Consider the following 25,341-nt stretch of genomic DNA (forward strand, 5'->3'; position numbering starts at 1 on the left):
CTGCCGGCGTCAGCGTGATTCAGTCGGCTCAGATACCAACCCCATTGCTGCTGAGCAGTAGCGCTCGAAGGCTAGGGCCGCGAGCACCGGATCGTCGCCCAAGGATGCGGAGACTAGCTCAGCTCCGGCGCGAAGGGCGCGGTGGGTATGAGCGCGGAAGGTCTCGTCGTCACAGATCCACAGGCTTCCCACGGCAATATGACGACGCCCCTCCCGACGCAAATGGGCGACGACCTCTTCCACGGCAGTGGCACCGCCACTATTGGTGGCGATATGGACCGGAAGGTGGTGGTGCTGGGACCATAGCCGGGTCAGCTTGGAGAGCATGGCGGCTCCGCGCGGATCTCCACCATCGGGAGTTGAAAGGACGAGGGAGTCTAGCTCTTGGGCATGCGCCCGGTGCGCTGCCAGACGAAGACGGGCATCGACAAGATTGAGAAGGGCTGGCACAGGGCCAGTAGGACGTGCAATGCGGATGGCAAGATCGTGGTGGTTGCGATGAATGTCTTCGGCATGCCGGGCCAACTGCGGCGGACTGTAATGCAGATGGGTGGCATTAACGGGGATCAGCACCAGCTCACGCCATGACGGTTTGATGCGAGGCGCCTTGCAACGGCCCTTTTCCGGGACGAAGCTCACCGTTGACTCGATATGCGGATGCAGGTGGGACATTCGTTGACGCAGCCGCTGACCAATGAGATTTGCGGAGGCCTCGGACATCGCGGGGAGGACGAGGTCGAGTACCGGCGCAGCCATGGGACCACTTCCTTCGCCGTCGTTTGAGGGCAATAAGCCCTACACGTTGCGTTCACCCTATCGAAGTAGATCATCCAAGTTGGCGGAAATGTGTCTGTGAACCGGTGTGCATTCCAGACGTGATGCCATAGGACAGGTGCGAGTCTGACCGCAATCAAGCAACTGGGACAGGGTGCTAAAAAAGGCCGACCGACTTTCGTCGACCGACCTTTTCGTGGGCGATGCCAGGTTTGAACTGGCGACCTCTTCCGTGTCAGGGAAGCGCGCTACCACTGCGCCAACCGCCCGAGGTGGAGACGGGATTTGAACCCGTGTACACGGATTTGCAGTCCGTTGCCTCGCCTCTCGGCCACTCCACCACGTGGATAGGTCCGAAAGACCTCTCCGAGCGGACGACGGGACTCGAACCCGCGACCCTCACCTTGGCAAGGTGATGCTCTACCAACTGAGCCACGTCCGCATGCTGTCCAGCGGGTCTCCGAGGGGCTTTCGCACCTCGTCGTTCCTGCCGGGCGACGAGAAAGAACTCTAGAGGATGTTTTGGAGGCAATGCAAATCGGGCCGGCTGACTTGCCTCGAAGTCTGGTGTTTTACCTAGTCAAGTCGAATTTCATCAGTGTTGTCTGTTGGCGTGTCGTGGTTGGTTGGCCCGCAGGTTCACCGGCGGAAGGGTGGTGGTGAATGGGTTGAGGATCGCCGCTGCGCGTCGCGATGCCACGAACATAGTTTGCTTTGCGAGCAGAGCCACTTCTCAGCCTGGTAGCTCTGCAGTCGTCGGGTTGGACAGGTGATGTTCGTTCTGGCATAGTTTCTCCAGCGCGGGCGGTTGGCGCAGCGGTAGCGCACTTCGTTCACACCGAAGGGGTCGCGGGTTCGAACCCCGCATCGCCCACCTTACGCACAAGGCTCGAACCTTTGCCATCGTCGATGGTTTCGGTTCGAGCCTTGTTGCTTTCGTGGGCTAGGCGAGGGCAAAGAATCGGAGCTGACGAGGCGAAAAGCAGCAGGAGGCATGCATCTAGACTTGATCTCGATGAGGACAACATCTGCTCGCGTTGGAATGCGTCGCTGGCGCGATCTCGACCCCGGTCACCGTGGGCGCGCGGTGGCTATCAAGGTCGGAATGCAGATCGGTATTCAGGTGCTATTCGCTGGCCTTGTCATCTTCACCATCGTCATGGCCCTTGTCTTATCCCCGCCGCATCTGGGGCGGATCCTCATGTGGTCGGTCTTACTCGCCGTTATATACATCTTCCTCATGGGGACCCACATCATGGATCGTTCCCGCCGCGAGGCGTGGCGTCCCATCTTGGTGGCAGCCATGGTGATCGTGTCGGTCGTGCTGGCTATTGACTTTCCCTATGCCGCTTATCTGACGATCCCGCTGTCGTTTGCGTATGTGGACCATCTGGCGCCCTTTCAAGCATGCGTTGCGGTCGTAGTCGAAGCGGTGGCCATCGTGCTTGGGGTCGGGTTGACCAGGGGCTGGAGTGTAGGAGGAGTCGTCGGTCCAGTTGCGGGTGCCGCAGTGGCCGTCGTCGTTGGTCTGTCTCTTAAGGCCATGCAGGCTCAGGCGGTCGAGCTGGAACGCCTCAATGAGGATCTGCTGGCGGTGCAAAAGAGGTTAGCTGCTTCTCAACGTCAGGCCGGCGTACTGGAGGAGAGGGCCAGATTGGCCCGTGAGATTCATGACACCGTCGCTCAATCTCTGTCGAGTATCGGGCTGCTTCTGTCGGCGGTGGAGCGCACCTTGCCCGACCATCTCGCCGCTGAGCAGATCCGGCTAGCTCACCGCGCCTCCTCAGAGGCCCTCGCTGAAACTCGCGGGCTCATAGCGGAGTTGGCCCCTCCCGCCGTCGTCGACCAAGGGCTGCCTGCGGTGCTCGAACGGCTGGGGCTACTTCATGGTCAATCGGTGGATTGCACGTCGACGTGGACTGCTCTGACACGTCCGATCTACCGATGGAGATCCAGACAGCCCTGTTGAGACTGTCTCAGGGGGCCATGTCCAATGTGGTGCGGCATGCGCATGCTCAGCACGCGACGATTCGGATCCTCCGTGACGACGACTACGTCCATCTGCAGGTCACCGATGACGGGATCGGCATGGATCCTGACGCCTCATTCGGCGAGGGTTCCTTCGGATTACAGGCTATTCGGCAGCGGGTCGACGAGCTAGCTGGTGAGGTCTCCCTGACCTCCAAGCCCGGTGAAGGCACAATCGTCGACGTCATCCTCCCCATTCCCCGCAGTCAAGGAGAACCGTCATGACCGTGCGCGTCCTCATTGCTGACGACCATCCGGTGGTTCGAGCTGGGATTACGGCACTACTGGGCACTGACCCTGATATCGAGATTGTCGCCACGGCGGCCACCCCTGCCCAGGCCTTGGCAGCCGCATCCACCATCGACGTCGACTTGATCCTGCTTGATTTGCAGTTCAGCAACGATCCCAGGGCCCCCTCAGGTGTCGACGTCACACGGAAAGTGAGGTCTCAACCCAATGCCCCAGAGGTGCTCATCCTCACCAATTATGAAACCGATGCTGACATCCTTGCTGCTGTCGAGGCAGGGGCCATCGGGTATCTGCTCAAGGATGCCCGCGCCGAGGAACTGCTCAGTGCCATCCACCGGGCTGCTGGTGGCGAGGGGGCGTTGGCTCCAGCAGTTGAGACGCGTTTGCGGGATCGGACGCGTTCCCCACAAACCTCGTTGACAGCCCGGGAGCTGGATGTTCTGGAGGCCTCGGCCAATGGGTTGTCCAATGCCCGTATCGCCGAGTCACTGGTGATCTCACAGGCCACTGTAAAAACCCACTTGTCGCACATCTACACCAAGCTGGGAGTCACCTCGCGCAGCGCGGCGGTGGCTAGGGCGAGGGAAAATGGTCTCATTCGCTGACCCGCAACTCGTAGCTGCCCGGACGTGTACGGCATGATTGGATCGTGTCCGACATCAGTCGGGTAGTCATCGAGTGAGGAAGTCAATCGTGTCCATCAGCATCACCCTGCACCGTTCCGGTACCTCCAGGACCCAGCAGGTGGACACCACCACCACGGGACTGGATCTCTTTGGCTCCGATCGCGGCATCGTCGCCATGCGGATGGACGGCAGCGTCGTCGATCTGCAGCGCGAACTCCACGACGGCGCCGATGTGGAGCCCATCGAGGCCACCAGCGAGGACGGGCTCAACATCATCCGGCACTCTGCCACTCACGTCATGGCCCAAGCTGTTCAGCAGTTGTATCCTGAGGTGAACCTGGGAATCGGCCCGTTCATCACCGACGGGTTCTACTACGATTTCGGCAATATCGAGCCCGTCACCCCCGAGGTGCTTATCGAGCTTGAGAAACGGATGAAACGGATCGTCAAGGAGAACCAACGTTTTGTGCGGCGGGTCACCACCGAGGAGTCCGCCCGCAAGGAGCTTTCCGATCAGCCGTACAAGCTGGAACTCATTGGCACCAAGGGCAAGGGTGCTGAAGGTGCCTCGGTTGAGGTTGGTGGCGGCGAGCTGACGATCTACGACAACGTGCGTCGCAACGGCGAGGTTGCCTGGAAGGACCTTTGCCGTGGTCCTCATGTGCCTTCCACCAAATACCTGTCCAATGCCTTCGCTCTGACGAAGTTCTCAGCTGCGTACTGGAAGGGTGATCAAGACAACGACCAGTTGCAGCGCATCTACGGCACCGCCTGGGCTAGCCGGGAGGACCTGGTGGCTTACCAGGATCGGATCAAGGAGGCCGAGCGTCGCGACCATCGCAAGCTGGGAGTCGAGCTTGACCTGTTCTCCTTCCCGGAGGAGATCGGTCCGGGCCTGGCGGTCTTCCATCCGAAGGGGGCGATGTTGCGCCACCTTATTGAGGAGCACGTCATTGCCCGCCATATGGAGGCTGGGTTCTCCTTCGTTCATACTCCGGAGATCACCAAAGGCGGGCTGTTCCACACCTCGGGTCATCTGCCCTACTACGCCGACACCATGTTCCCGCCGATGCTTGTCGATGAGGAACGTGACGAGAAGGGTAACGTCACCCGGGCCGGCCAGGAGTACTACCTCAAGGCCATGAACTGTCCGATGCATAACCTCATCTTCCGGTCGCGGGGTCGGTCCTATCGTGAACTGCCGCTGCGGTTGTTCGAGATGGGCCATGACTACCGCTACGAGAAGTCGGGCGTTGTGCACGGGCTGACCCGGATGCGTGGATTCGCCCAGGACGACTCCCATACCTACTGCACCCGCGAGCAGGCTCCCGGCGAGATCGCCAAGCAGATCGAGTTCTTCCTGTCAATCCTGGCTGATTTCGGGTTGACGGACTTCTACCTCGAATTGTCCACCCGTGAGGTCGACAGCGCGAAGAAGGAGAAGTTCATCGGCTCCGACGAGGACTGGCAGGCCGCCACCGACACCCTCGACCAGGTGTGCCGTAGTACTGGTTTGCAGCTGGTCCCCGATCCAGGCGGTGCGGCCTTCTATGGACCGAAGGTCTCGGTGCAGGTCAAGGATGCCATCGGGCGTACCTGGCAGATGTCGACGATTCAGTATGACTTTAACCAGCCCGAGCGGTTCGACCTAGAGTACGCGGCCGCCGACGGTACCCACCAGCGTCCGATCATGCTGCACTCGGCCAAGTTGGGTAGCGTTGAGAGATTCATTGGTGTGCTCACCGAGCACTACGCTGGCGCCTTTCCGGTCTGGCTTTCCCCAGTTCAGGTGCGCCTGGTGCCGGTGGCCGAGGCCTTTAACGACTACGTCACCGAGTTCGCTGGGGTGTTGGCTTCTTGCGGCATCCGGGTCGAGACGGACTTGTCCTCGGATCGGTTTGGCAAGAAGATCCGCAACGCCTCTCGGGAGAAGGTGCCTTTCGTCCTTATCGCGGGCGGTGAGGACGCCGAAGCTGGTGCCGTATCCTTCCGGCTGCGAGATGGCTCTCAGGTCAATGGCGTGATCCTGGACGAGGCGGTGCGGATTATTGGGGCCTGGAGTAATGGGCACCGCAACGACGACCCGACCGCCGAAACGCTGCGCGGAGCCATTGATGAGTGAGGATTATCGCCTCGAGTTCGCCGAGGATCTGGTTGGGGTACCGGACCCTTTTAGGAGGTTCTGGACCCCGTATCGGATGGCGTATATCTCTGGTGAGAATAAGCCTCGAGGCGACCGACCGGAGGATGGCTGCCCTTTCTGTAGAGCCCCAGGACGCAGCGACGAGGACGCTCTTATTGTCCACCGTGGCGAACACTGTTACGTCATCATGAACCTCTACCCCTATGGGCCCGGGCACATGCTGGTGTGCCCCTACCGTCACGTCGCTGCATATGTCGACGCGACCCAGGAGGAAGTTGTCGAGATGGCCCAGCTCACCCAGGATGCCATCCGGACGCTTCAGAAGGTCTCCCATCCGCAAGGGTTCAACGTGGGCATCAACCAGGGGGCATCTGGTGGCGCTGGGGTTGCCGCGCACCTGCACCAACACGTCATCCCGCGGTGGACCGGAGACACCAATTTTCTGCCCATCGTGGCAGGGGTTCGTGCTGTACCGCAGTTGCTTGGTGACGGCCGCCAGATGCTTGCCGATGCGTGGGTGGGCCATGCTTGAGCATTTCCGGGCTGGTTGGGCCAAGGTTATGAATCCCATTGCTGAGGCCTTGGTGAGGGCTCACGTCACCCCCGATGTGGTCACCTGGGTCGGGACTATTGGTGCCGTTGTGATGGCCCTCATCTGCTTCCCGCAGGGCTGGCTGTGGCCGGGGCCATGGTTGGTTACCCTGTTCATCTTCTCTGATTCTCTTGACGGCAACATGGCCCGCAAACTAGGTCGTCACTCCCAATGGGGATCCTTCTTGGACTCGACCTTGGACCGCTTTGGTGACGCCGCGATTTTTGTCGGGGTGGCCTTGTACTTTGCCGGGCCGGGGAATAGCGTGCTTTGGACAGCGATGGCTTGTGCGGCCCTGGTATTCGGTATGGCGACCTCCTATGTGCGTGCCAAAGCTGAGTCTCTCGGTCTGGAGGCCAAAGTGGGCATCGCGACTCGTGCGGACCGTCTGCTAGTGAGCTTGGTGGCCATCGAGATCACCGGGCTTGCCAGAGTAGGGGCCTTCCCACACTGGTGCCTGGCAGCTCTACCGATTGCGCTGTGCTATCTGACGCTGGCAGGAGCAATCACCGTCGTTCAACGGATGGTGGCGGTGCGTCGGGCATGCGAGTCGTGAGAAGAGACTTCACACAGTGGTCGGACTCCCGGCTTAGCGGTGTGGATGGTTAGGGTGGATGTCGTGACGCGCACGCTGCCGCCTGATGAGTTTCGCGAGGCCAACCCGTGGGATACCGACCGGTTCTGGACGGTTCCTAATGTCCTATCGGTCATCCGACTCATCGGTGTGCCCATTTTTCTGTGGCTGGCTTTAGGGCCGCGTGCAGATGGTTGGGCAGTCGCAGTGCTTGCTGTGGCAGGTCTGACGGATTGGCTTGACGGCCAGATAGCCCGCCGCTGGCACCAAGTGTCCCGCATTGGGCAGATGCTCGATCCGGTTGCTGACCGTCTCTACATCTTTGCGACCGTCATTGCCCTGACACTGCGTGACGTCATCCCGCTGTGGTTGGTGATTCTCCTCATCGCCCGTGATGTGTGCATGGCCTGTCTCGTACCAGCGCTGCGCACGCGTGGATTCACCTCTTTGCCAGTGCACTTCGTCGGAAAAGCGGCGACCTTCTGTCTGCTGTACTCCTTCCCGCTGGTGCTCCTGGGGCACTTCGGTACTGGTGGATGGACGGCATGCCGGGTGCTCGGATGGGCCTTCGCGGCGTGGGGGACAGCTCTCTACTGGTGGGCCTTCTTCCTCTACCTAGTTCAGACCATCCACATCGTGCGGACACTGCCACGCAGCAATTCTCGGGGTGAGCATTCGTGAAGCAGCGTCCAGATGCGTCGATGGACCTGCTGAGAGAGGTCCGCGAGCAGGCCGTAGACCAGGGATATCAGGAACATCACGATCGGAATCCTGATGCCACTTCTCGTCGCCCGATCGGGGTGATAGCGGTGGCGCTGCTCCTGGTGACGGGTGTGCTCATTGGTATTGCATGGCGGTCGACCGTTGCGCGGGCGCCCTTGGACGCACGGGAACGCAAGAATCTCGTCGCCCATGTGCAATCAGCTCAGGCCCATGAGTCGGCCCAGCATGCCGAATTCACGAAGCTTCGTGCGTCTGTTAATGCCATGAAGGCTGCGGGTGCTAGACCACGGAGTGACGAGGCCGGTCAAGACTCCGCGATGGTTCCGATGGCGGGCCCGGGGGTGCGCATCGTCCTTGATGACGCGAATGCTGCTCCTGCCGATGAACTTGGCGATAAGGATTTGCGAAAGTTGGTCAATGCGCTATGGCAGGCTGGGGCGGAAGCGGTAGCCATCAACGGGCACCGCATTGGACCTCGCACCGCGATTCGCTCTGCTGGGTCGGCGATCACGGTGGATTACGTGTCGCTGTCTCGCCCGTACGTCGTCGAAGCTATTGGCTCACCGCAGAAACTGCCGGCCGAGCTGGCAGACACACCTGGCGGCCGCTGGATGACCTACCTCAAGGACAACTCGTCAATCACCTACCAAGTGGTGACGAAGGATCGGGTTTCAGTGCCGGGATCGAAGGCATCGGTGAGTCATGCGAGTCCTCATCGTTGACAATGAGACGATGAACGGCACTGGCACACAGGAAGGACACCCATGATTGCGCTCATCGGCCTGGTGGTCGGGATCATTATCGGTATCGTGGTTAACCCGACCCTGCCTCCCGGCTTGCAGCCGTATTTGCCGATCATGATCGTCGCTGCTCTGGACGCCATCTTTGGTGCGGTGCGTGCCTATTTAGCCCACACTTTCTCGGACCGGGTCTTTGTCGTCTCGTTCTTGTCGAACGTCGCCATCGCGACTCTTATTGTCTGGGTGGGAGACCAGATCGGCGTGGGGTCGCAGCTGTCGACCGCGGTCGTCGTCGTCTTAGGCATTCGCGTCTTTACAAATGCTGCCGCCATTCGGCGTGAGGTGCTTCATGCCTGAACACCACGCTCCACGGGAGTGGGCCGAGAATCACTGGCGCAAAATTGCTAAGGACCTGGCCTCGGCGTCTACCGGCCAGATCCTCGTCGCCATCATCTTGTGCCTGTGCTCATTCATGGTTGTCACTCAAGTGCGATCGCGGCACGATCAGGATGCTTACTCGACGATGAGTCGGGCTGATCTGGTGACGATGCTGGATTCGTTATCGGATTCGTCACGCCAGCTTGATTCGGAGATCGCTGATCTACGCGCTACGACGAGGGATCTCCAGTCGGGTGCTGATTCACGCAAGGTGGCTAAGCAAGAAGCTCAGGAACAGCTCACTCGGATGAAGATCTTGGCTGGCACGATTCCCGTCCACGGACCCGGTATCAAGATCACCATTGATGATCCTGAAGACAAGGTCACATCAGACATGGTGCTCGATGCTGTTGAAGAGATGCGTGATGCCGGGGCTGAAGCCATGGTTCTCAATAATAAGGTGCGCATTGTTGCCGGCACGTGGTTCGCGGCGAGCCCAGACGGTTTGCAGGCCAGCGGTACCACCGTCACCCGCCCGTACACGTTGACGATTATTGGCGAGCCTCATGCTCTCAAGGAGGGAGCGAGATTCCGCGGTGGTTTGGTTTCCAAGATGGAATCGGACAAGGTGGGTGCCCGCGTCGAGGTCACGACCTCGAACGATCTCACTATTACGGCGGTTGCCCGCCCACAACCGATGGCCCACGCCACACCGGTGAGATGAGGCGGGCTTAAGGCGTTTGGCGCGGTACCCTGCAAGTACAAGGATTTTTACGTCGGCCGTGTCATGGAGGTGGTGATGACCGAGATTCCCGATGATGTGTTGTGCACCTTGGATCACCTATGGATTAGGTTCGGCAACGGTGACCGGGTGCGACTCGGAGTCACGTCAACGCTCCTGGGCCTATTTGGGCCGGTGGAATCACTGTCTCTTCCCGATGGCGGTGAGGAGATCGTTTCCGGGGATTCCTGTGGGGACATGGAGTTTTCGGGGCGCACCTGGGAGATTATTGCGCCAGTAGCTGGTGAGGTTGTTGCGGTGAACCCCTCGATTGACGCTGACCAGGTTGAGGCAGACCCTTGGGGGGACGGATGGCTTTTCGACGTGAGGCTGTCGGATCCCGAAGAGCTTGACGAATTGCTCGACCCCGACGAATACCTCGCGAGCATTGGGGAGGTACCCCTAAAATGACTATGTCGGAGACCCCCGAGAGCGAGGACGCGAACATGAACAAGTGCCCCATGTGCGGCCACGTCAATGAGGATGGCGCAAACTTTTGCTCCCGGTGTGGGACCCGTCTTGGGGTGCCCATTGACACACCGGGGGACAACACTGGCGTGATCCCGGCCATCATCGAACCAACGGTGGTTGAGGAAGGTTCGCCCAACGTGGATCTTCCGGCCGGTGTCTTGCAGGACATCGCCGATCTTCCTGCTGAGAACGCCATGCTGATCGTGCGACGCGGCCCGAATCTCGGTGCCCAATTCTTGCTGGACCAGGATGAGACGACGGCAGGGCGTTCTACGCATTCCGATATCTTCCTTGACGACATCACGGTGTCTCGCCACCATGTGAAGTTCATTCGTCAAGACGGCCGGATGGTCGTTGAGGATCAAGGCAGCCTCAACGGCACTTACGTCAATCGCACTCTTGTCGATGGTTCGGCGGCATTACGTGATGGTGATGAGGTGCAGATCGGAAAGTTCCGGATGACCTACCACACTGGTGGGATGGCATCGGGGACGAGTGGGGCCGGTCGCGACTGATGCCAAGGTCTGTCCGCACTATCGGGCAGGTCATGAAGACTCTCAAGCCGGATTTTCCCGATCTGAGCATTTCCAAGATCCGATTTCTTGAGTCCGAGGGCCTGCTGTCCCCTGAGAGGGCACCGTCGGGATATCGCAAGTACTCCGATTCTGACGTCGAGAGATTGCGGTACATCCTGACCTGCCAGCGCGATCATTTCCAGCCGCTGCGGGTTATCAGGGATCACTTGGACATGATGGACCGAGGCGAGGAACCCCCGGTCTCCGAGGCACCTCCTCTGCCCACCGAGAATGAGGGTGTCCCTGACCCTCAGCCTCAGCCGTCCGGTCAAGGAATTGTCCGGACTCGTGGCCCTATCCGGATGAGCCGACGCGAACTTATCCGAGCCTCTGGCATTACCGAGGCCATGCTCATGGAGCTTGAGCGGCACCAGTTGGTGCGTCCAAAGCGCGGAGCCTCGTATTTTGGGCAAGAAGCTCTCGTCATCTGTGTCGCAGCACGTCGGCTGGCGGCTTACGGTATGGATACCCGTCACATGCGGGCCATCAGGCAAGCTGCGGAGCATGAAGCTGGACTCATAGAACAGGCTCTTATCCCACATGCGCGTCATCCCGAGCAGGCTTCAAAGATTGCTGCTGAGACGACCAAGGTGATGATGCACGCTCATACCGCCATGGTCTACGACATGTTGGAGCATTGGTCAGGTAACTGATCGACATGGGGACCGCGCTAGGCTGATTTCATGGTCTTGCTCGAGGTCGCCGAGGTTCGGACCGAGCCTGTCTCCGGAGCTGCGGTGCTGCTGCTTCGTGAGGTTGATGGTCGACGCCATCTTGCCTTATGGATCGCAGATCCTGAACAAACAGCCATTACGGATGCCATCAATGAAGACGAGCCCGTCCGTCCCTTCACTCACGACCTACTGGCGCGCGTCATTGCAGTTCTGTGTGAGGAAGAACCCAAGTGCATCATTACCAAGGTTGAGGACGGCATTTGGTTCGGTGAACTGGTGCTGGGGGATATGCGTATCGACGCTCGCCCCTCTGACCTGGTGGCCCTTGCCCTACGTTTGCCCGTTCCAATTTGGTGCACCGAGGAAGTCATCTCCACAGCCGGGATTCTCCTCGATGCTGGCCCAGAGGACACTGTTGAACAGTTCCGGCACTTCCTTGATGACATCAGCCCCGACGATTTTGGACCGGGACCCTCGACCTCTGGTTGACCCTAAAGCTATAACAAAATGCCTAGTGAAACGCATGTTCAAGGGAGGAGGGCGCGGACGATGTGAAGTAGACGGCGTGGCTTCGACGGTGTTGGAGGCTCGCGCCGTAGCGTCAAGGGCGTTAGGCGGGGTGCCAAGCTTCGTCAATGAGACCATGAGTAGAACTGGTGAAGGGTGACGACATGGCAACGACCGGTGAGCAGCCGAGTGTTGAGATTCCCCTCGACGGCCACGTGCGTCGCGGTCGCGGTCAGGAAGCCTTGTTCGAGGGCGACTTTGCTCCACTGCCCGAGGACATCGGGTTCCGCGGCCCAGTCGCCTCCGGTGCTGCCGGCATTACTTATCGCCAGCTCGACTATTGGGCGCGAACCGGTTTGGTCCGTCCGGAGATTCGGGCAGCTCGTGGCTCGGGAAGTCAGCGTCTATACTCCTTCCGCGATATCCTCATGCTCAAGGTTGTCAAGCGCCTTCTCGACGCTGGGGTGTCCCTGCAACAGATCCGGGTGGCTATTGATCACCTGCGCAATAACGGGGCTGAGGACCTTTCCCGCGTTACCCTCATGAGCGACGGGGTCTCGGTGTACGAGTGCACTAACGATAATGAAGTCATTGACCTACTGCGTGGTGGGCAGGGGATGTTCGCTATTGCTCTGGGAGGGGTGTGGCGCGACGTCCAGGGCAGCCTTGCTGAGCTTCCTAGTGAGCGCCTCAACCCGGTCGCGACTACCGAGCTCGACGAGTTCACTGCACGCAGAATTGCTAAGCACGCCTCCTAACCACGTGGTTATTAAGGGGAGATGACCTCGCTCGGTCTCCATCTTTATGACCGGTGAGCGTGCATCGGGGGCGTCCGCCATGACATGATTTCAACGAGGAGGCCCCTGTGAAGGACACCATAGCCGCCATCATGAAGCGACCCGGCATCGCTCATCTGTTGCGAGCCCACACTCGTTTTAACCGACGTCTCGGCAATCATTTCGCCGCTTCTATTACCTATTTCACGGTGCTGGCAATTATCCCGGTCATTGCATTTGCCTTTGCAGTATTGGGATTGGTGTTGAGCCGTTTGAGCCCCTACATACTTAACCAAGTCGTAGATTCAGTCGTAAGCCTGGCCACCGAGCCCAGCGATAAGCAACAGATTCGCGCCATCATCGAGAACGCCATGAAAGTTGGCGGATCTGTCTGGGCGTTCGTCGTCTCCTTCCTGACTGCGTTGTGGGCTGGAATCGGGTGGGTGGGGAACATCCGCAAGGGTATTCAGGCGGAGTGGGCTCCTGACTTTGACATGGTTGGTGAAGACCGCGGCTTCGCGCGAGCCAAGCTCTCCGATATGCTCGCGTTCCTCGGTTTGTTACTGGTGACCTTATTAACGATCATCACCTCCCAGGTCGGTTCCTCTATGGCCGGCATGTTGGCCCGCTGGACTGGCCTTGTCTCAGTTCCTGGACACGGCTTGTTGCTAACGCTGGCAGGTCTACTGGCGACGACGATTGCCGGCTGGCTCCTTTTCATTTTCTTGTACACCGTCATGCCCCGCGTCAAGACGAGTTGGTCGCCGATTCTCAAGGGATCTCTGGTGGCTGGGTTTGCCCTCGCTTTAGTGCAGGTGGGTGCCGGATACCTCGTGCAGGCGTTCAACTCCAACAAAGCTGCTCAAGCTTTCGGTTCGATCATTATCGTCATGCTGGTCTTTGATCTCGTCGCCCGATTAATCCTCTTCATTGCCTCGTGGATCGCCACTGCGAATCAGCCGGATATCGATCAGGAATGGAACGATTGCGACGAGCCGTTGCTTGGACGTGAGGGTTGTATTACGGCTGACGGGCATTGGGAATCAGCGTTAGCGGACCGCGCCCGTAAGCAAGCGAAGAAGGCTGATGAGAGTGGCAAGGAGTTTGTTCCCCCGAGATACACGGTCGTTGATGGCGTTGCCCAAGAAAGCGGGGGAGAAAGGGGTACGAGTCAACGGTCTCATGAGGCAGAACCTGCAGCAACCCGCGACGACACACCCGCGTGTTCTGGTGCGCTGCCTTCGTCGTACGTCGAGCCCAGCCGTTGGCCGGTCATTGGTGCGAGTATTGTCGGGGCTATCGGGGGCATGGCGCTCGGCGCCATCATCGGTCGACGCCGCGAGGAACGATGAATCACTGATCGCGCGACGCGTGATGTCTGGTCCGCTACGGTGACGCGACCCCAACGCACCAAGCCGCCTAGCTCTGGGCTTGGTGGCGCTCGTCTCATGCGTGCCCCGCATCGTCGGGCCCTCCCGGACCCAGAAGGGAATTGCGACTTTGCAAGGGTCTTCGTCGCGAAGAGCCAACTGCGCCTTAGCTGCCAGTCTCTTGGGTACGTTGTTTCCCGGAGTCATCATGTTCACACTGCCTCCCCTGTTCACCACATGGTGGGGGAGCGTCACAAGAGCCTCAGACGTATCTTTGGGCTGGGTGACGACATGCGCGGTCCTAGCGTCGGGGCTACTGACTTATGTCGCCGGGATCGTTCGTCAGCAGTTGGGTACCCGCTGGATGTATGTTGTGGCGACGGCTCTCATGCTCGTGTCGCTAGCGGTCGTGCTGGCTGACCCACGGTCGCTACCTATGGCTTATGTTTGGGCGCTGTTGTCCGGGGCATCCTCTGCCTTCACCTATTCCCCTTCATTGACCGCAGTCCAGGAATGGTTCCCGCGACGGTTGGGACTGGTCACCGGATTGGTCAATGCCAGTTTCGCGCTTCCTGCTGCTGTGGCGGCCCCTGTCGTGGCGGGCATGCTAAGAAATTGGGGATTCACAGCCACGGTCTTCGCGCTAGTGGTTGCCGTCGCCGTGACACAGATGGTGGTGATCTTCCTTTCCACCCCACACTGGCTGGAGAAAAAGCGTGCCGAAGGGCTGGCGTTCGCGCGAAGAGAGATTTCTGCACCGTCGGTGACAACTGCTCAAGCTGTGCGGACCGCTGCATTCTGGCAGGTGTGGGCGATCTGGTTTGCTGGCGGTGGGGCCGCCATCACAATGATGACATTCGCTGCCACCTACTCCGCCCATCTCAACGATATTGGGGTGCGCGTAAGTGCGGTGGCCGCCGTTACCGCTTTCGTTTCTGGAAATGGACTGATACGAGTGGTTAACGCCATGGTGCTTGACCGTATTGGTCCGACGGTGATCGGATGTGTTACGTCGGCGGCCCTTGTCCTTGGCTATGTGCTGTTGGGGTTCGTCGCCAGCGGCTGGGCACTCATCATCGTGGCCTTTTTGGCTGGAGTGGCCTTGGGAACCATCTTCACGATTTCCCCTTTGCTACTGACGCCCCTTTTCGGTATCAAGCACTTTGGTCCGATTTTCGGCTTGGCTTTCACTGCCTACGGCATTTTTGGTGCCTTTGCTGGACCGATGCTCAGCTCTTATTTGGCTCAACGGCTGGGATATAGCCTGGTGTTTATCTACCTCGCACTGCTGACTCTTTGGGCTTTCCTGTCCGTGATTGCGGTTGGTCGCTCCCAGCGGCGAATGGCAGCCCAGGCTTGAGCGCAAGTGGCCCTGCCGCTGTGAACCGTCCAAACGAGGACGAGCTCACACGGAAGGGCCACTAACGAGCTACGCGACTGTCAGATCTGCCCGATCTCGCTAAGCATGGCACTGAACCACGGCTGGGTGACGTCGAAGGGCTTGCCGCCCTTGATGCGATCGAAGGCGATATTCGTCAATTCGTCATTATTTTCTTCATCCTGGCCGATGACGCCAGGTTTGCCGGCGAGGGCGCAATCGACAGCGAGGTCGGTGCAGCGGCCAATGAGCTCCAGATCAGCTTCGTTCGAGGCGGCCGAACGGGAGAAATAGCCGGACTTCTGGACCATGACCTTTTCGGCACCGAGTTTGTCGGCGAACTGTTTGCCGAACCAAGCACCCGGGTTCACCTTGTCGAGCTTGACATGACCAAAGGGATCGCGCGGGACCTCCTGGCCGTCCTTCTCCATCTCCTCAATGATGGCGTCCAGGCCGGCCCCTTCAGATAGGAAGATAGTGACGTTGCCGACTTCGTCCATGATCTTGTTGAGGCGCGCGGCCTCGGCTTCGAGGTCGATGTGAGCCTCGGGAACATACACGGCGTGGACGTCCCAAGCTTTCTTGGACAGGCCGATCTCAGGCAGCCACTGCTGAGTATCGAGCCACTCGCGGTACTTGGCGGCGGTGGCGGCGGTTAGCCAGCCACAGTTGCGGCCCATGACTTCGTGGACGATGAGCATGCGTGATCCGGAGTTGTGCTCGCCAATGATGTTCTGGGCGAAGCGGGAGCCTTGCTCCGCAGCGGTCCAAGCACCCAGCGACTGACGAATTGGCACGACGTCGTTATCGATGGTCTTCGGCAGGCCAACGACGGTCAGGCCGTAATTATTCTCAGCCAAGTAGGCGGCCAGATCGGCGGCGGTGGTGTTGGTGTCGTCGCCACCGATGGTGTGCAAAATATCAACCCCGTCGGCAACCAGGCGATCGGCGGCGACCTTGAGCGGATCATCGCCCTCGGCGACCAGACCACGCTTTACGAGGTCGGCGGTGTTGGTCAGCTTGACGCGGGAGTTGCCAATCGGGGATCCACCAAAGCGCTTGAGAATGTCGGCATTCTTGCGAACGGTGTCGGTAACTTCGAGGAAGTCTGCCGTGAGCAGGCCCTCATAGCCGTGCTTGTAGGCGATGATCTCAACCTCAGGTGCTACCTCGGTGTAGCGCTGGATCAGTCCACTGATCGCGGTAGACAGGCAAGGCGCAAATCCGCCCGCGGTGAGAAGTGCGACCTTTTTGACGGCCATGGAGAACCCTTTCGTTCGTCGTGTGGGGTGACGTTAGCAAGCCTATGGTACGGGCCGAAGCGCACACCAGAGGAGTCAAAGTCAACCCTTGTCGGATTGACGGTCGTCGTGCTGGTCTGCTGGCATGATGATTCATCGCTGGTGCGATCGACACATGGCTCCGCCATCTCCGCGATCCCGTTACGCTATCTGCCTGCCGCATCGTCGCTGCGATCGCGGTGTGAGCATGTCGGTTCTGGTCACCGTGTTACTGCCCATGCTCCTGGTAACTGCGGGGGTAGCGGTTGACGGGGCAGAGCGGGCTCGGGCAGTCCGCATCGCCCACACTATTGCCGCTGAGGCAGCTCGAGCCGGGTGCGAGGAAGGATCCGCGGCACAGCTCGTCGGCCAAGATGGGTCTGGAGCCGCTCGTATGGCAGCGGAGGCATCCGCGCGCGGGACCAAGACGGACGGATTGAGTCAGCTTGTTATTGACGTCAATGGAGACGCCGTCAGCGTCGCGACTGAAGTTACCCGGCCTACTCGCTTGCTGGCCCTTATCGGTCTAACTGAAGTACACGGTCGGGCAAACGAAATGTGTACTTTGCTAGCCCGCTGAGATCGCTGTGACGATACAATTACACAGTGTCTAAGTATTTCCCGGTCCACCCGGAGAATCCGCAGCAGCGTTCCCTCCATCAGGTCGTTGACATCCTGCACGATGGCGGCCTGATCGCCTACCCGACAGACACGGGTTACGCATTCGGCGCCCGGCTGGGGAATAAGGACGCCTTGGACCGGATTCGCAAACTTCGTCAGCTATCTGACAAGCATCACTTCACCCTGGTTATGAGCCAGTTTGCGCAGGTTGGCCAGTATGTCCAGATGGATAACTGGGTTTTTCGCGCCGTCAGGGCTGCTGTGCCGGGGAGGTATACCTTCATTCTCAATGCCACTCGCGATGTTCCGAAGGTCATGCTGCATCCGCGAAAGAAAACCGTTGGGGTGCGCCTCCCCGAGCATGTGACGGCCCTGGCGTTGCTTGAGGCCCTGAATGAGCCGATCGTTTCCTCCACCCTCATCTTGCCTGGCCAGGACACACCTATGGTCGACGGTTGGCAGGTTCAAGACGAGATCGGTGACCAACTCGATGCTGTCCTCGACTCAGGAGATTGTGGTGTTGAACCGACCACTGTGGTTGACTTCACCTCCGGGGAAGCGGTCATCACTCGTCGCGGTGCTGGGGACCCCACTGTGTTCGAGTGAGGCTATAGGCCTATGGACATGATCGACTGACGAAGGGTTGGGAGAGTGCTTGGTCTAATGGGGGCGATGGAGGATGAGGTGCGCCTCATCCGAGCCGACCTTGGCGAGGTCGAAGAGCTTGAGGGCCCCTGCGAGCTACTGCGCGGACGGCTAGACGGTACCCCAGTAGTGCTGGCTAAATGTGGTATCGGCAAGGTGAATGCCGCATTGGCTGCCTCGGCAATGGTTCAAGCCGGCGCAACATGCATCGTCTTCACCGGAGTTGCTGGGGCTGTCGCGCCCGGACTCAAAATCGGTGACGTCGTGGTCGGCAATAAGTTCCAGCAGCATGATGCTGACGACACTGCGTTTGGTAACCCGATTGGGACCGTTCCTGGAGAACCACCGTTTTGGGAACCGGATCCTCGTCTCTTCGACGTAGTCTTCGGCGCATTGCGCGCGTTGGAGGAGCCTCGTGGCCATCACGTGGTGGCGGGGCCGATCGTCAGTGGAGACCAGTTCATCGCTCAGGCCGAGAAAGTTGCTTGGCTACGCACCACATTTGAGGCTAGTGCCGTCGAAATGGAAGGTGCGGCTCTGGCGCAGGCAGCCAATCGTCTGGGTGTGCCCTTCGCTGTAGTGCGAATTTTATCCGACTCTGCTGACGGTGATGCGGTAGCGGATTTCCCAGCATTCCTCAACGACGCTGCCCATCGCGGCCGCGACCTTGCTCATGCCCTAGTTAAACAAGTGCGGAGAGCTTGAGGAAGCTGTCAGGCTCGTACGAGCAGAGCTCCTGGGGCCACTCGGGTTCTCATTGTCGTCACTGTGCCCATGGGGTCGCCATCAACTTCCGCCAGAATCGGGCCGGAACCGGATGTAACGAGGGCAGTGCGTGACGTCGCATGGCGCACGAGACGGTGGCCGTGTCGATGCCGGGTGACGAGGTGATTGAAGACGGCAACCCACCCGACAATGCCATGAGGAGACAGCGTGAGGACGTCAAGGGTTCCGTCGTCTATGCGGCCCCCGGGGACGAGAACGACGCCACCAGGTAGTAGTGAGCAATTGCAGACCAACACCGTTCGTGCCCGAGTGACGACGGGGCGGCGTCCGTCGACGCTTGCACTGGCTTGAAATCCAGGTTGCACCAGTGTGAGGGCACCTGAGGCGGCATAGGCCAGCCAGCCGACCTTGTCCTTGAGACGGTCTCGGGTACCGGCCATTGTCTGGGCGTCCATTCCCATCCCTATGATGACAGTGAAGCAAATCTCCTCGGATTCGTCGAAGCGGACATAGCCCAGATCAATTGCCCTTACCGGGCGAGTCAGGGCGGCATCGAGGGACGCTGCGAGATTGGTATGCGGCAACTCGAGGTTACGGGCCAACAGGTTCCCAGTGCCCATTCCAAGTATCCCCATCGGGATCCCAGTATTGGCTAGGCCCGCGGCAACCTGACGGATGGTGCCGTCACCGCCAAGAGCCAGGACGAGCTCGGCTCCCTGGTCGACGGCTCGGCAGGCTTGGCCTTGACCGTGGTCGTCGGCCGTCGTGGGAAGGAAAAGGGGGGTGACGCCGCAGTGCTCGCGGCACTTTCTTTCGATGAGGTCTCGCCAGGCGGGGTTGTGCTGCGTTTTGACAGAGTTGTGGACGACTGCCACCTTGCGCGGCTGAGATGTCTGCACGCCGCCAGCCTAAGGCATCATCCTGGTGCCGGCTGTGCCTCTTCTCACGTTTTGATGTCGACCCAGCGCTGGCCTGCCGGCACAAGGCTGACATCGCGGCCAAGCAGTTCGGCCAGGTTGCGTGCCATCTGATCCCCACAACCGGCGCGACACGCCAATGTCAGTACGGACCCCTTTGCGGTGTACTCCACGCTAGTAACTTCATGCCCGGCGGCACGGATAACACCTTCCTCGCGGCCGGCTCGACACAGATCGATGGTCATCGTCAAGGTGTCCATCATGACCCGTCGGTCGAAGGCGGCCAGTGCCAGAGCGTTGCCGACGGAATTCCCATAGGCTCGGGTGAGACCTCCAGCTCCCAACTTGATGCCACCGAACCACCGACTGGTGATGGCGACAACGTCGGAAAGATTTTTCCCTGTTGGACTCGCTGCTGTGAGGGCCGTCAAGGTAGGCATTCCCGCGGTGCCGGCGGGTTCGCCGTCATCACTGCAGCGCTGAACCTCGCGATCGGGCCCTAACACGAAGGCGGAGACATGGTGACGGGCATCATGTCCGGCGTGGCGAGTCTGGGCGATAACTTCCCGAGCCTCGTCCTCGCTGGCCACGCGCACCAGCCGGGTGAGGAAGACTGACCGCTTGATCTCTAGCTCGGCCTCAATTGGGCTTGCCAGAACGCTGTACTCGATCACTCAACCCCCGGCAGAGAGGTCACCATATCCATTCGTATCTTCTCCATCTCTTCGGCGACGCTGTGGGCGTCAAGGTTCTGGCTTGAGATCGGCGGCAGACCTGTAATGAAGATGGCGATATCGGCCAGCACTCGCCGGGCCCATGGCACCGGCTCGTCGCCGGTGTGCCAACAAACAGAGAGCAGGTCGTAGCCGGTTTCGGTGACAGTGCGGTCGACCTTGGACCAGTTCTGTAAAGCCTGCGGAGCATCAGGACGGGTGGCCGACAGTAGGGCCGAACCCCGGATGAGTTCGTGGACCATCTGATTGCGCTCTATCTGGGCCTGCGGGCTTGTAGTGCGCCCCTGAGACAAGGATCTCAGCACCGGCATCATGGAACGAAGGGTCCGGCGATATTGACTTCGTACCAGCAGGACTGGGGCACGTCGACCGACGATGTGGATAGTAACGATGCCGACCGTCAAGCCCACGATGGTCTCGACGATGCGATCCTGGGCGAGCTGGTACATCTCACCGGGCTTCGTCAGTGGCGTCATGAACAATGCAAAACAGGTGATGAAGATGCAGGCGAGGCCGTAATTACGCGTCACCAGGGCTTGCATGGTCCACAAGAAGACGATGATGAGACCAATCTGGACCCAGCCTGACGGGCGGAATGCGGCGATCGCCAGGTACAGGCCGAGGCCGACGACGGTACCGAGCACCCGGTGGATGGCGCGGATCGTCATGTCCGAGCGAGTTGCGTCCATGTGCATCATGATGAGAACACTCAATACCGCCCAGTACGGGTGTCCGAACGGCAGCAGAATCATGAGCAGAGATGCGGAGAAGACACCGGTCGCTGCGCGCAGGGCCACCATGGTCGGTCGCGATCCTCGTTCCATCGCGGTTCTCAGCAGGTAACTGGCTTTGGGACGACCGAGCGGAGTCCAGTCCACATGGTCGGGCAGGCAGACATCGGCGGAGGGGAAGGCCTCTAGTCGCAACTCATGCTCGAGTCGCATGTGAGCGGTGATAAGTCGGGCTCGCAGATCCGACAGCTCGGACATCTCCGACGGGTTGTCAGCGCCGGAGGAGTGACCGTCGTTGTAAGCCCACCACGCCAGGTGGATGGCAGCGTGCGCAGCTGAACGTAGTCGCGCAACTTCGTGACTGTCGGCATCGTCATTAGGCTCGCAGTAAGCGTTGACTGCGCTTTCAGCCTTATCAACCGCGGCACGGACCGGGCGGTGTGGACAGACGAGGATGATGATCATTGAAACGGCAGCGGCAATCAGGAAGGACGGTACGGTGGAGATAAATACCGTGTTCACTGTCCAGCCGCGACTGGCCATGTAGGCGCCGAACGCGGCTGCGAAGAGAATATTAAGTGGGCCAGGCGGGCCCAGCTGCAGGGCATGCCATACCCAGATAACGACGAAACCCCAGCTAGCGAGGATGACTGGCAGCAGCCACTCGATCTGCACCGATATCAAGCCCAGGCATTGTGAAAAGACCGTCGCGACACCAACGCCAAGAAGAATTCGGGCTCGCGACAAAGGGGCGTTGGTGTTGCCCGCTAGGGCGCCCATTGCTCCCATCATGCCCATAGCCGCATGGGTCGGACTGACGATCAAACCCATAGTCACGAGAGATACGGCTATCGGGACGACGAGGATGACTGCCTGGCGGCTGCGCCCCGGGGAAGGATGAATTGTGATGAGTTTGCGTAGCAGCTGCCGAGGTTTCGACAGCTGATTGGCTTTATTCATGCGTGACCCATACCGGTGCTTGTCGTCGGCCGACCCATGGTGGCGGTGGTAGGCCACCTAGTGTCCACGTCGGAAATCGTCGCGGTGACTATACCAGTTTCAGGAATGCGGAATGCGCCAATGTTGTGGTGGCAGCGGTGCCTTCGTGTGATGGTGGTTGTCCCCGATAACCGAGTGTTTTGGTCGGTAAGGACGTCGAAGCCAATCCCACGTCCGGATTCTGTCTCACGGAAAACGCCGAAGCCACGGGACAAGGTGTGGACGAGAGTCGATGGGTCCGCTCCCGGTGAAGCGAGCAGTGGCTTGACTGAACGTACTCCCGGCGCCCCGTCGGCCATTGCCGCTCGGGCGTCGAAACCATGGATGAGGGACCCGTTGACGGCGGCTCTAACGCTGGGTAGCTGGTCGTGAGAATCACCTTCGGTGTCAAAGAAGGGCAATAGGCGATGATTTCCGTCGTCAACAGCAGCCACCGCCGTGTAGGTGGTTCCTAAGTCGATTCCCAGATCCATGGTGGGCAGTTTAGGCCGGGGCGCCGACACCGCCGTCAGTCGTCTAGGTCACCCCCGCGACGGGGACGATAATCAGGTTTACCGTTGTCGGAATTGTCCTCGCTGCTGCGCCGGGGACCAGAGTCTTGATCGCCGGGATCGGCGTTGTTGCTGGGGCTATCGTTTTCGTCGATTGAGCGCAGAAAATCTTCGACTTCAGCACCGATATCTTCGGCGTCGGGGACGGAGACTTGCGTTGTGCCGAGCTCGCGCTGGGCAACCCGGGAGTCGTACTGCTCCTCAAGAGCGTGGAGCATGGTTTTCAGTTCTTCAGAATTATTGACCTGGGTATCGATCTCGGCGCGAACTGTGTTAGCAGCCACAGCCAAGGAGTCGATGGGCAGTGCCAGACCGGTCGCGCCGCGCAATGCCTCCACCAGAGCGCGAGCCGATTCAGGATAATCCAGTTCAGCCAAGTAATGGGGCACATGGGAGGCAAGCCCGATGACAGCGTGGTTCGTTTCCCCTAAGCGCTGACCGAGTACGACGGGGAAAGAAGCGGGTACTTGAAGGCGACCGAACGGAGATGTCGAGCCCAAAATGAGTTCAGGTCGCGATGCCCAGCGTGTGACCATCGCAGGACGGGTGTGAGGGGTCGGTATCGGAATCGAATCGGTAATGACGGTTAATCGGATCCCCATAGTGTCGACGAGACTCGTCAAGGATGACACTAACGATTCCCAGCCGAGAGCCGGTTCTGGGCCATCTAGGACGAGGAACGCTTGGCCAAGTTGATCGGTCACCTCGTGCAGCACGAGGCGGGGACGCTCATATCCCTCGAAGTGATCGGCGTCGAAGATGATGGGCTGACGGGAATCGCGATGGTCCAGCAACAGATCAATATCGAATTCTCCGAGCTCGTGGTGGGGGAGCTGGGAAAAGATGGCGTCGCGCACCCGCGCCTGCACCATGCCGGTGTCACTAAAAGACTGCACCAGAGTGACGAGAGCAGACACCTCCTGATCAGGACTCACGATTCCGGGATGCCAGCTGAAGCGATTGCTCTGCCGATCCATGGGGGTCCTCCTTTCCATCAGGGGCAGGTTGGTGTAACCCCGTGAGTCTTCACTGTATTCCGTTGTACCGATAGGTAGCCTGACCGCGTCGCCAATCGACCGAAGGACGGATTACATGAGGAAGACGCGCCGAGCAACAACCGCAGTCGCCGTGGCAGGGCTGTCCTTGCTTGCCGGGTGCTCACAAACCAGCGGAGCAGTGCCCGGAGTTAGCGACTCTCCTGATGCCTGGTGGACCGCCTCACCGTCTGCCAAGAGTGAGTCCCCCAGTTCCAAAACTGCTACGCAAACCGCCGACGCGGCACCAGCGACGGCCGCTCCGGCTCCCGCAGCGGCCAGCGGCCCGTGCGGTTATGCCGTGGCAGGCAAGGCTGCTCGTCCGGTTGATATGCCGCCTTCTGACAATATCGAAAAAACTGGCTCCACCACCATTACCCTCACGATTAATGACGCTCCGGTGGTGCTCACTGTCGATCGAGCAACGGCCCCCTGCGCCGCGAATGCGTTCATTTCTTTGGCCGAGCAGGGTTATTACAACGACACTTCGTGTCACAAGTTATCTACGGGAGATACTAAGTACTTCCAGTGTGGTGACCCTTCCGGAACTGGGAATGGTGGTCCGGGATACTCGTATCCGGTTGAGAAGGGAGTCAAGGCCGGAGGATCAGTTGGTTCGGGCACTCTTGCCTTGGTCGCCGATTCCCAGCACCGGCTTGGCTCGCAATTTGCCCTGGTTTATGGCAATTCCAAACTGTCGGATTCCTTCCTCGCCATTGGCAGTATCGATAAGGACGGTGTCGAAAGCCTCTCCGAAATCGCTGATAAGGGGCTCGCTGCCGATGGTCTTGCTCCAAAGGTTGATACCAAGATTGGCTCGGTCGTGATGGGATGAGCCTCAGCGGGGGGTGAGAGGCTCTTGGCATCGCGATAAGAAGGCTGCTAGTACTTGCACGAAGATTCCCGGTTGGTCTGAATGCACCCAATGGCCGGAATTTTTAACTCGAATTCGACGCGCTTGGGGAAAGAGCTCGTGCATGGCCTGGGAATGGTCGAGGCCGACATAGTCCGATTGCTCGGCGGTGATCCAGAGCACTGGTCCATTCCAAGTTGAGGTGACTGGCGGCCAGGAGCCGATATCGGACAGTCCATTGCCCAGCAGATTGAGGTTTATTTGCCAATACCAGCGTTCATTATCGCCGGTTTCATGGCGTAAGTTTTGCAAGAGGAATTGGCGGATGCTCGGGTCAGGCACCCCGTCGGACATTTGCTCTTCGGCTTGTCGGCGGGTGGTCAACGCTGTCAGATCCACCGACTTCATGGCGTCGACGAGGGGCGCTAACCGGGTGAGACGTGAATCCACCGGGGCCATATCGACGACGGTGAGGCTGCGGGCTAGGTCAGGATTGTCGAGAACCGTCCGCATAACAACCTTGCCGCCCATTGAGTGGCCTAGCAGGTGGGCTGGACGATTTCCACTAGTAGTTTTGACGGTGGCTGCCACAGCGGCGGCCATGTCTCGATATGAGAAGGTCTGAGTCCAGGCAGATCGGCCATGGTTGGGCAAATCGACGAGGATGCAGCGGTAGGCGTCGGGGTCGGTAGCAAGGAGATCCTTCGCCACTCGGGTGAAGTTTTTCCCCTGCCCAAATACCCCGTGACACCAGTACACGTCCTGACGACCGTTCCCGAGGATAGTCAGATGAAGCTCATTCATGGGCGCGACCTCCAACACCCGGTGTGCCAGTGACGACGTTCCTCGACTGGGGACCTGGAGAACATCGATGGTTCGTGCGGCCAGGAG

Annotated in this window: 28 protein-coding genes, 4 tRNA genes and 1 pseudogene; 21 read left to right on the forward strand and 12 right to left on the reverse strand. The window is 59.6% G+C overall.

What is annotated here, in order from left to right; genetic code table 11:
- Positions 1-9 precede the first annotated feature (9 nt).
- From A5483_RS05200 to A5483_RS05215, 4 genes are all read right to left on the reverse strand, one after another.
- Positions 10-756: a sirohydrochlorin chelatase gene (locus A5483_RS05200; RefSeq protein ID WP_002548483.1), complete on the reverse strand. Its 747-nt coding sequence runs from the start codon at positions 754-756 to the stop codon at positions 10-12.
- Between the two features lie 215 nt (positions 757-971).
- Positions 972-1,043, reverse strand: a tRNA-Val gene (locus A5483_RS05205).
- Between the two features lies 1 nt (position 1,044).
- Positions 1,045-1,115: transfer RNA gene (locus tag A5483_RS05210), tRNA-Cys, on the reverse strand.
- Between the two features lie 28 nt (positions 1,116-1,143).
- A tRNA-Gly gene (locus tag A5483_RS05215) sits at positions 1,144-1,216 on the reverse strand.
- A gap of 360 nt (positions 1,217-1,576) precedes the next feature.
- On the opposite strand from A5483_RS05215, the gene A5483_RS05220 reads away from it, so the two are divergent.
- From A5483_RS05220 to A5483_RS05300, 17 genes and pseudogenes are all read left to right on the forward strand, one after another.
- Positions 1,577-1,648, forward strand: a tRNA-Val gene (locus tag A5483_RS05220).
- A 141-nt stretch (positions 1,649-1,789) separates the two neighbouring features.
- Positions 1,790-3,027 (forward strand): annotated as a pseudogene (locus A5483_RS05225) (sensor histidine kinase).
- Complete coding sequence (locus A5483_RS05230; RefSeq protein ID WP_063811170.1) at positions 3,024-3,656, forward strand: response regulator; 633 nt, start codon at positions 3,024-3,026, stop codon at positions 3,654-3,656. Before A5483_RS05225 ends, A5483_RS05230 begins: the two are co-directional and overlap by 4 nt.
- Before the next feature lie 73 nt (positions 3,657-3,729).
- Positions 3,730-5,799: a threonine--tRNA ligase gene (gene thrS, locus A5483_RS05235; protein WP_063811171.1), complete on the forward strand. Its 2,070-nt coding sequence runs from the start codon at positions 3,730-3,732 to the stop codon at positions 5,797-5,799.
- Positions 5,792-6,352, forward strand: a complete 561-nt coding sequence (locus A5483_RS05240; RefSeq protein ID WP_042842602.1) for an HIT family protein — start codon at positions 5,792-5,794, stop codon at positions 6,350-6,352. Before thrS ends, A5483_RS05240 begins: the two co-directional genes overlap by 8 nt.
- Positions 6,345-6,968, forward strand: coding sequence for a phosphatidylinositol phosphate synthase (pgsA, locus tag A5483_RS05245; RefSeq protein WP_002548610.1), 624 nt, complete (start codon positions 6,345-6,347; stop codon positions 6,966-6,968). The genes A5483_RS05240 and pgsA overlap by 8 nt, the downstream gene beginning before the upstream one ends.
- Before the next feature lie 39 nt (positions 6,969-7,007).
- Positions 7,008-7,667 carry a cardiolipin synthase ClsA gene (gene clsA, locus A5483_RS05250; protein WP_063811172.1) on the forward strand — a complete coding sequence of 220 codons (660 nt, stop codon included), beginning with the start codon at positions 7,008-7,010 and terminating at the stop codon, positions 7,665-7,667.
- A 20-nt stretch (positions 7,668-7,687) separates the two neighbouring features.
- Positions 7,688-8,431 carry a DUF881 domain-containing protein gene (locus tag A5483_RS05255; protein ID WP_042842712.1) on the forward strand — a complete coding sequence of 248 codons (744 nt, stop codon included), beginning with the start codon at positions 7,688-7,690 and terminating at the stop codon, positions 8,429-8,431.
- Positions 8,432-8,473: 42 nt separating this feature from the next.
- On the forward strand, positions 8,474-8,806 hold the full coding sequence (locus A5483_RS05260) for a small basic family protein (protein ID WP_063811173.1): 333 nt from the start codon (positions 8,474-8,476) through the stop codon (positions 8,804-8,806).
- Positions 8,799-9,551 carry a DUF881 domain-containing protein gene (locus A5483_RS05265; protein WP_063811174.1) on the forward strand — a complete coding sequence of 251 codons (753 nt, stop codon included), beginning with the start codon at positions 8,799-8,801 and terminating at the stop codon, positions 9,549-9,551. The genes A5483_RS05260 and A5483_RS05265 overlap by 8 nt, the downstream gene beginning before the upstream one ends.
- A 63-nt stretch (positions 9,552-9,614) precedes the next feature.
- Positions 9,615-10,019, forward strand: a complete 405-nt coding sequence (locus A5483_RS05270) for a glycine cleavage system protein H (protein WP_042842600.1) — start codon at positions 9,615-9,617, stop codon at positions 10,017-10,019.
- Positions 10,016-10,594, forward strand: a complete 579-nt coding sequence (locus A5483_RS05275; protein ID WP_042842599.1) for an FHA domain-containing protein — start codon at positions 10,016-10,018, stop codon at positions 10,592-10,594. The genes A5483_RS05270 and A5483_RS05275 overlap by 4 nt, the downstream gene beginning before the upstream one ends.
- Positions 10,594-11,307: a transcriptional regulator FtsR gene (ftsR, locus tag A5483_RS05280; RefSeq protein WP_002548806.1), complete on the forward strand. Its 714-nt coding sequence runs from the start codon at positions 10,594-10,596 to the stop codon at positions 11,305-11,307. The genes A5483_RS05275 and ftsR overlap by 1 nt, the downstream gene beginning before the upstream one ends.
- A gap of 30 nt (positions 11,308-11,337) precedes the next feature.
- On the forward strand, positions 11,338-11,817 hold the full coding sequence (locus A5483_RS05285) for a bifunctional nuclease family protein (RefSeq protein ID WP_002548883.1): 480 nt from the start codon (positions 11,338-11,340) through the stop codon (positions 11,815-11,817).
- 182 nt (positions 11,818-11,999) lie between these two features.
- Positions 12,000-12,593 carry a MerR family transcriptional regulator gene (locus A5483_RS05290; RefSeq protein ID WP_176607842.1) on the forward strand — a complete coding sequence of 198 codons (594 nt, stop codon included), beginning with the start codon at positions 12,000-12,002 and terminating at the stop codon, positions 12,591-12,593.
- 107 nt (positions 12,594-12,700) lie between these two features.
- A complete protein-coding gene (locus A5483_RS05295) occupies positions 12,701-13,963 on the forward strand; it encodes a YhjD/YihY/BrkB family envelope integrity protein (protein ID WP_063811175.1) in 1,263 nt (420 codons plus the stop codon).
- Between the two features lie 226 nt (positions 13,964-14,189).
- Entirely contained in the window at positions 14,190-15,341 is a 1,152-nt protein-coding gene (locus A5483_RS05300) for an MFS transporter (RefSeq protein ID WP_063811176.1), read from the forward strand.
- Between the two features lie 80 nt (positions 15,342-15,421).
- Here A5483_RS05300 and A5483_RS05305 read toward each other — a convergent pair whose 3' ends face one another.
- Complete coding sequence (locus A5483_RS05305) at positions 15,422-16,621, reverse strand: pyrophosphate--fructose-6-phosphate 1-phosphotransferase (RefSeq protein WP_063811177.1); 1,200 nt, start codon at positions 16,619-16,621, stop codon at positions 15,422-15,424.
- A 226-nt stretch (positions 16,622-16,847) separates the two neighbouring features.
- Here A5483_RS05305 and A5483_RS05310 point away from each other — a divergent pair, with 226 nt between their 5' ends.
- The 3 genes from A5483_RS05310 to A5483_RS05320 are packed head-to-tail and all read left to right on the forward strand — an operon-like array spanning position 16,848 to position 18,610.
- Positions 16,848-17,219 (forward strand): hypothetical protein, encoded by a 372-nt coding sequence (locus A5483_RS05310; protein ID WP_063811321.1) that lies wholly within the window; start codon positions 16,848-16,850, stop codon positions 17,217-17,219.
- A gap of 26 nt (positions 17,220-17,245) precedes the next feature.
- On the forward strand, positions 17,246-17,866 hold the full coding sequence (locus tag A5483_RS05315; RefSeq protein ID WP_063811178.1) for an L-threonylcarbamoyladenylate synthase: 621 nt from the start codon (positions 17,246-17,248) through the stop codon (positions 17,864-17,866).
- A 45-nt stretch (positions 17,867-17,911) separates the two neighbouring features.
- Entirely contained in the window at positions 17,912-18,610 is a 699-nt protein-coding gene (locus A5483_RS05320) for a 5'-methylthioadenosine/adenosylhomocysteine nucleosidase (RefSeq protein ID WP_002548583.1), read from the forward strand.
- A gap of 8 nt (positions 18,611-18,618) precedes the next feature.
- Here the strand turns inward: A5483_RS05320 and A5483_RS05325 are convergent, their stop codons facing one another.
- The 6 genes from A5483_RS05325 to A5483_RS11305 form a co-directional block, all read right to left on the reverse strand.
- Positions 18,619-19,530, reverse strand: coding sequence for a diacylglycerol/lipid kinase family protein (locus A5483_RS05325; RefSeq protein WP_002548882.1), 912 nt, complete (start codon positions 19,528-19,530; stop codon positions 18,619-18,621).
- A gap of 44 nt (positions 19,531-19,574) precedes the next feature.
- The gene (locus A5483_RS05330) at positions 19,575-20,222 is read right to left on the reverse strand and encodes an IMPACT family protein (RefSeq protein ID WP_063811179.1); all 648 of its coding nucleotides are present in this window, start codon (positions 20,220-20,222) and stop codon (positions 19,575-19,577) included.
- Positions 20,219-21,973 carry an FUSC family protein gene (locus A5483_RS05335; RefSeq protein WP_063811180.1) on the reverse strand — a complete coding sequence of 585 codons (1,755 nt, stop codon included), beginning with the start codon at positions 21,971-21,973 and terminating at the stop codon, positions 20,219-20,221. The genes A5483_RS05330 and A5483_RS05335 overlap by 4 nt, the downstream gene beginning before the upstream one ends.
- The gene (locus A5483_RS05340; RefSeq protein WP_002548919.1) at positions 21,970-22,485 is read right to left on the reverse strand and encodes a hypothetical protein; all 516 of its coding nucleotides are present in this window, start codon (positions 22,483-22,485) and stop codon (positions 21,970-21,972) included. Before A5483_RS05340 ends, A5483_RS05335 begins: the two co-directional genes overlap by 4 nt.
- 35 nt (positions 22,486-22,520) lie before the next feature.
- Entirely contained in the window at positions 22,521-23,540 is a 1,020-nt protein-coding gene (locus A5483_RS05345; RefSeq protein WP_063811181.1) for a PAC2 family protein, read from the reverse strand.
- A 111-nt stretch (positions 23,541-23,651) separates the two neighbouring features.
- Positions 23,652-23,879, reverse strand: coding sequence for a hypothetical protein (locus tag A5483_RS11305; protein ID WP_081474398.1), 228 nt, complete (start codon positions 23,877-23,879; stop codon positions 23,652-23,654).
- Between the two features lie 49 nt (positions 23,880-23,928).
- On the opposite strand from A5483_RS11305, the gene A5483_RS05350 reads away from it, so the two are divergent.
- Entirely contained in the window at positions 23,929-24,432 is a 504-nt protein-coding gene (locus tag A5483_RS05350) for a peptidylprolyl isomerase (RefSeq protein WP_042842711.1), read from the forward strand.
- Between the two features lie 3 nt (positions 24,433-24,435).
- On the opposite strand, the gene A5483_RS05355 is transcribed toward A5483_RS05350, so the two are convergent.
- Positions 24,436-25,254 carry an alpha/beta fold hydrolase gene (locus A5483_RS05355; RefSeq protein WP_063811322.1) on the reverse strand — a complete coding sequence of 273 codons (819 nt, stop codon included), beginning with the start codon at positions 25,252-25,254 and terminating at the stop codon, positions 24,436-24,438.
- Positions 25,255-25,341 lie beyond the last annotated feature (87 nt).

The organism is Cutibacterium namnetense, from assembly GCF_001642025.1.
Classification (GTDB): domain Bacteria; phylum Actinomycetota; class Actinomycetes; order Propionibacteriales; family Propionibacteriaceae; genus Cutibacterium; species Cutibacterium namnetense.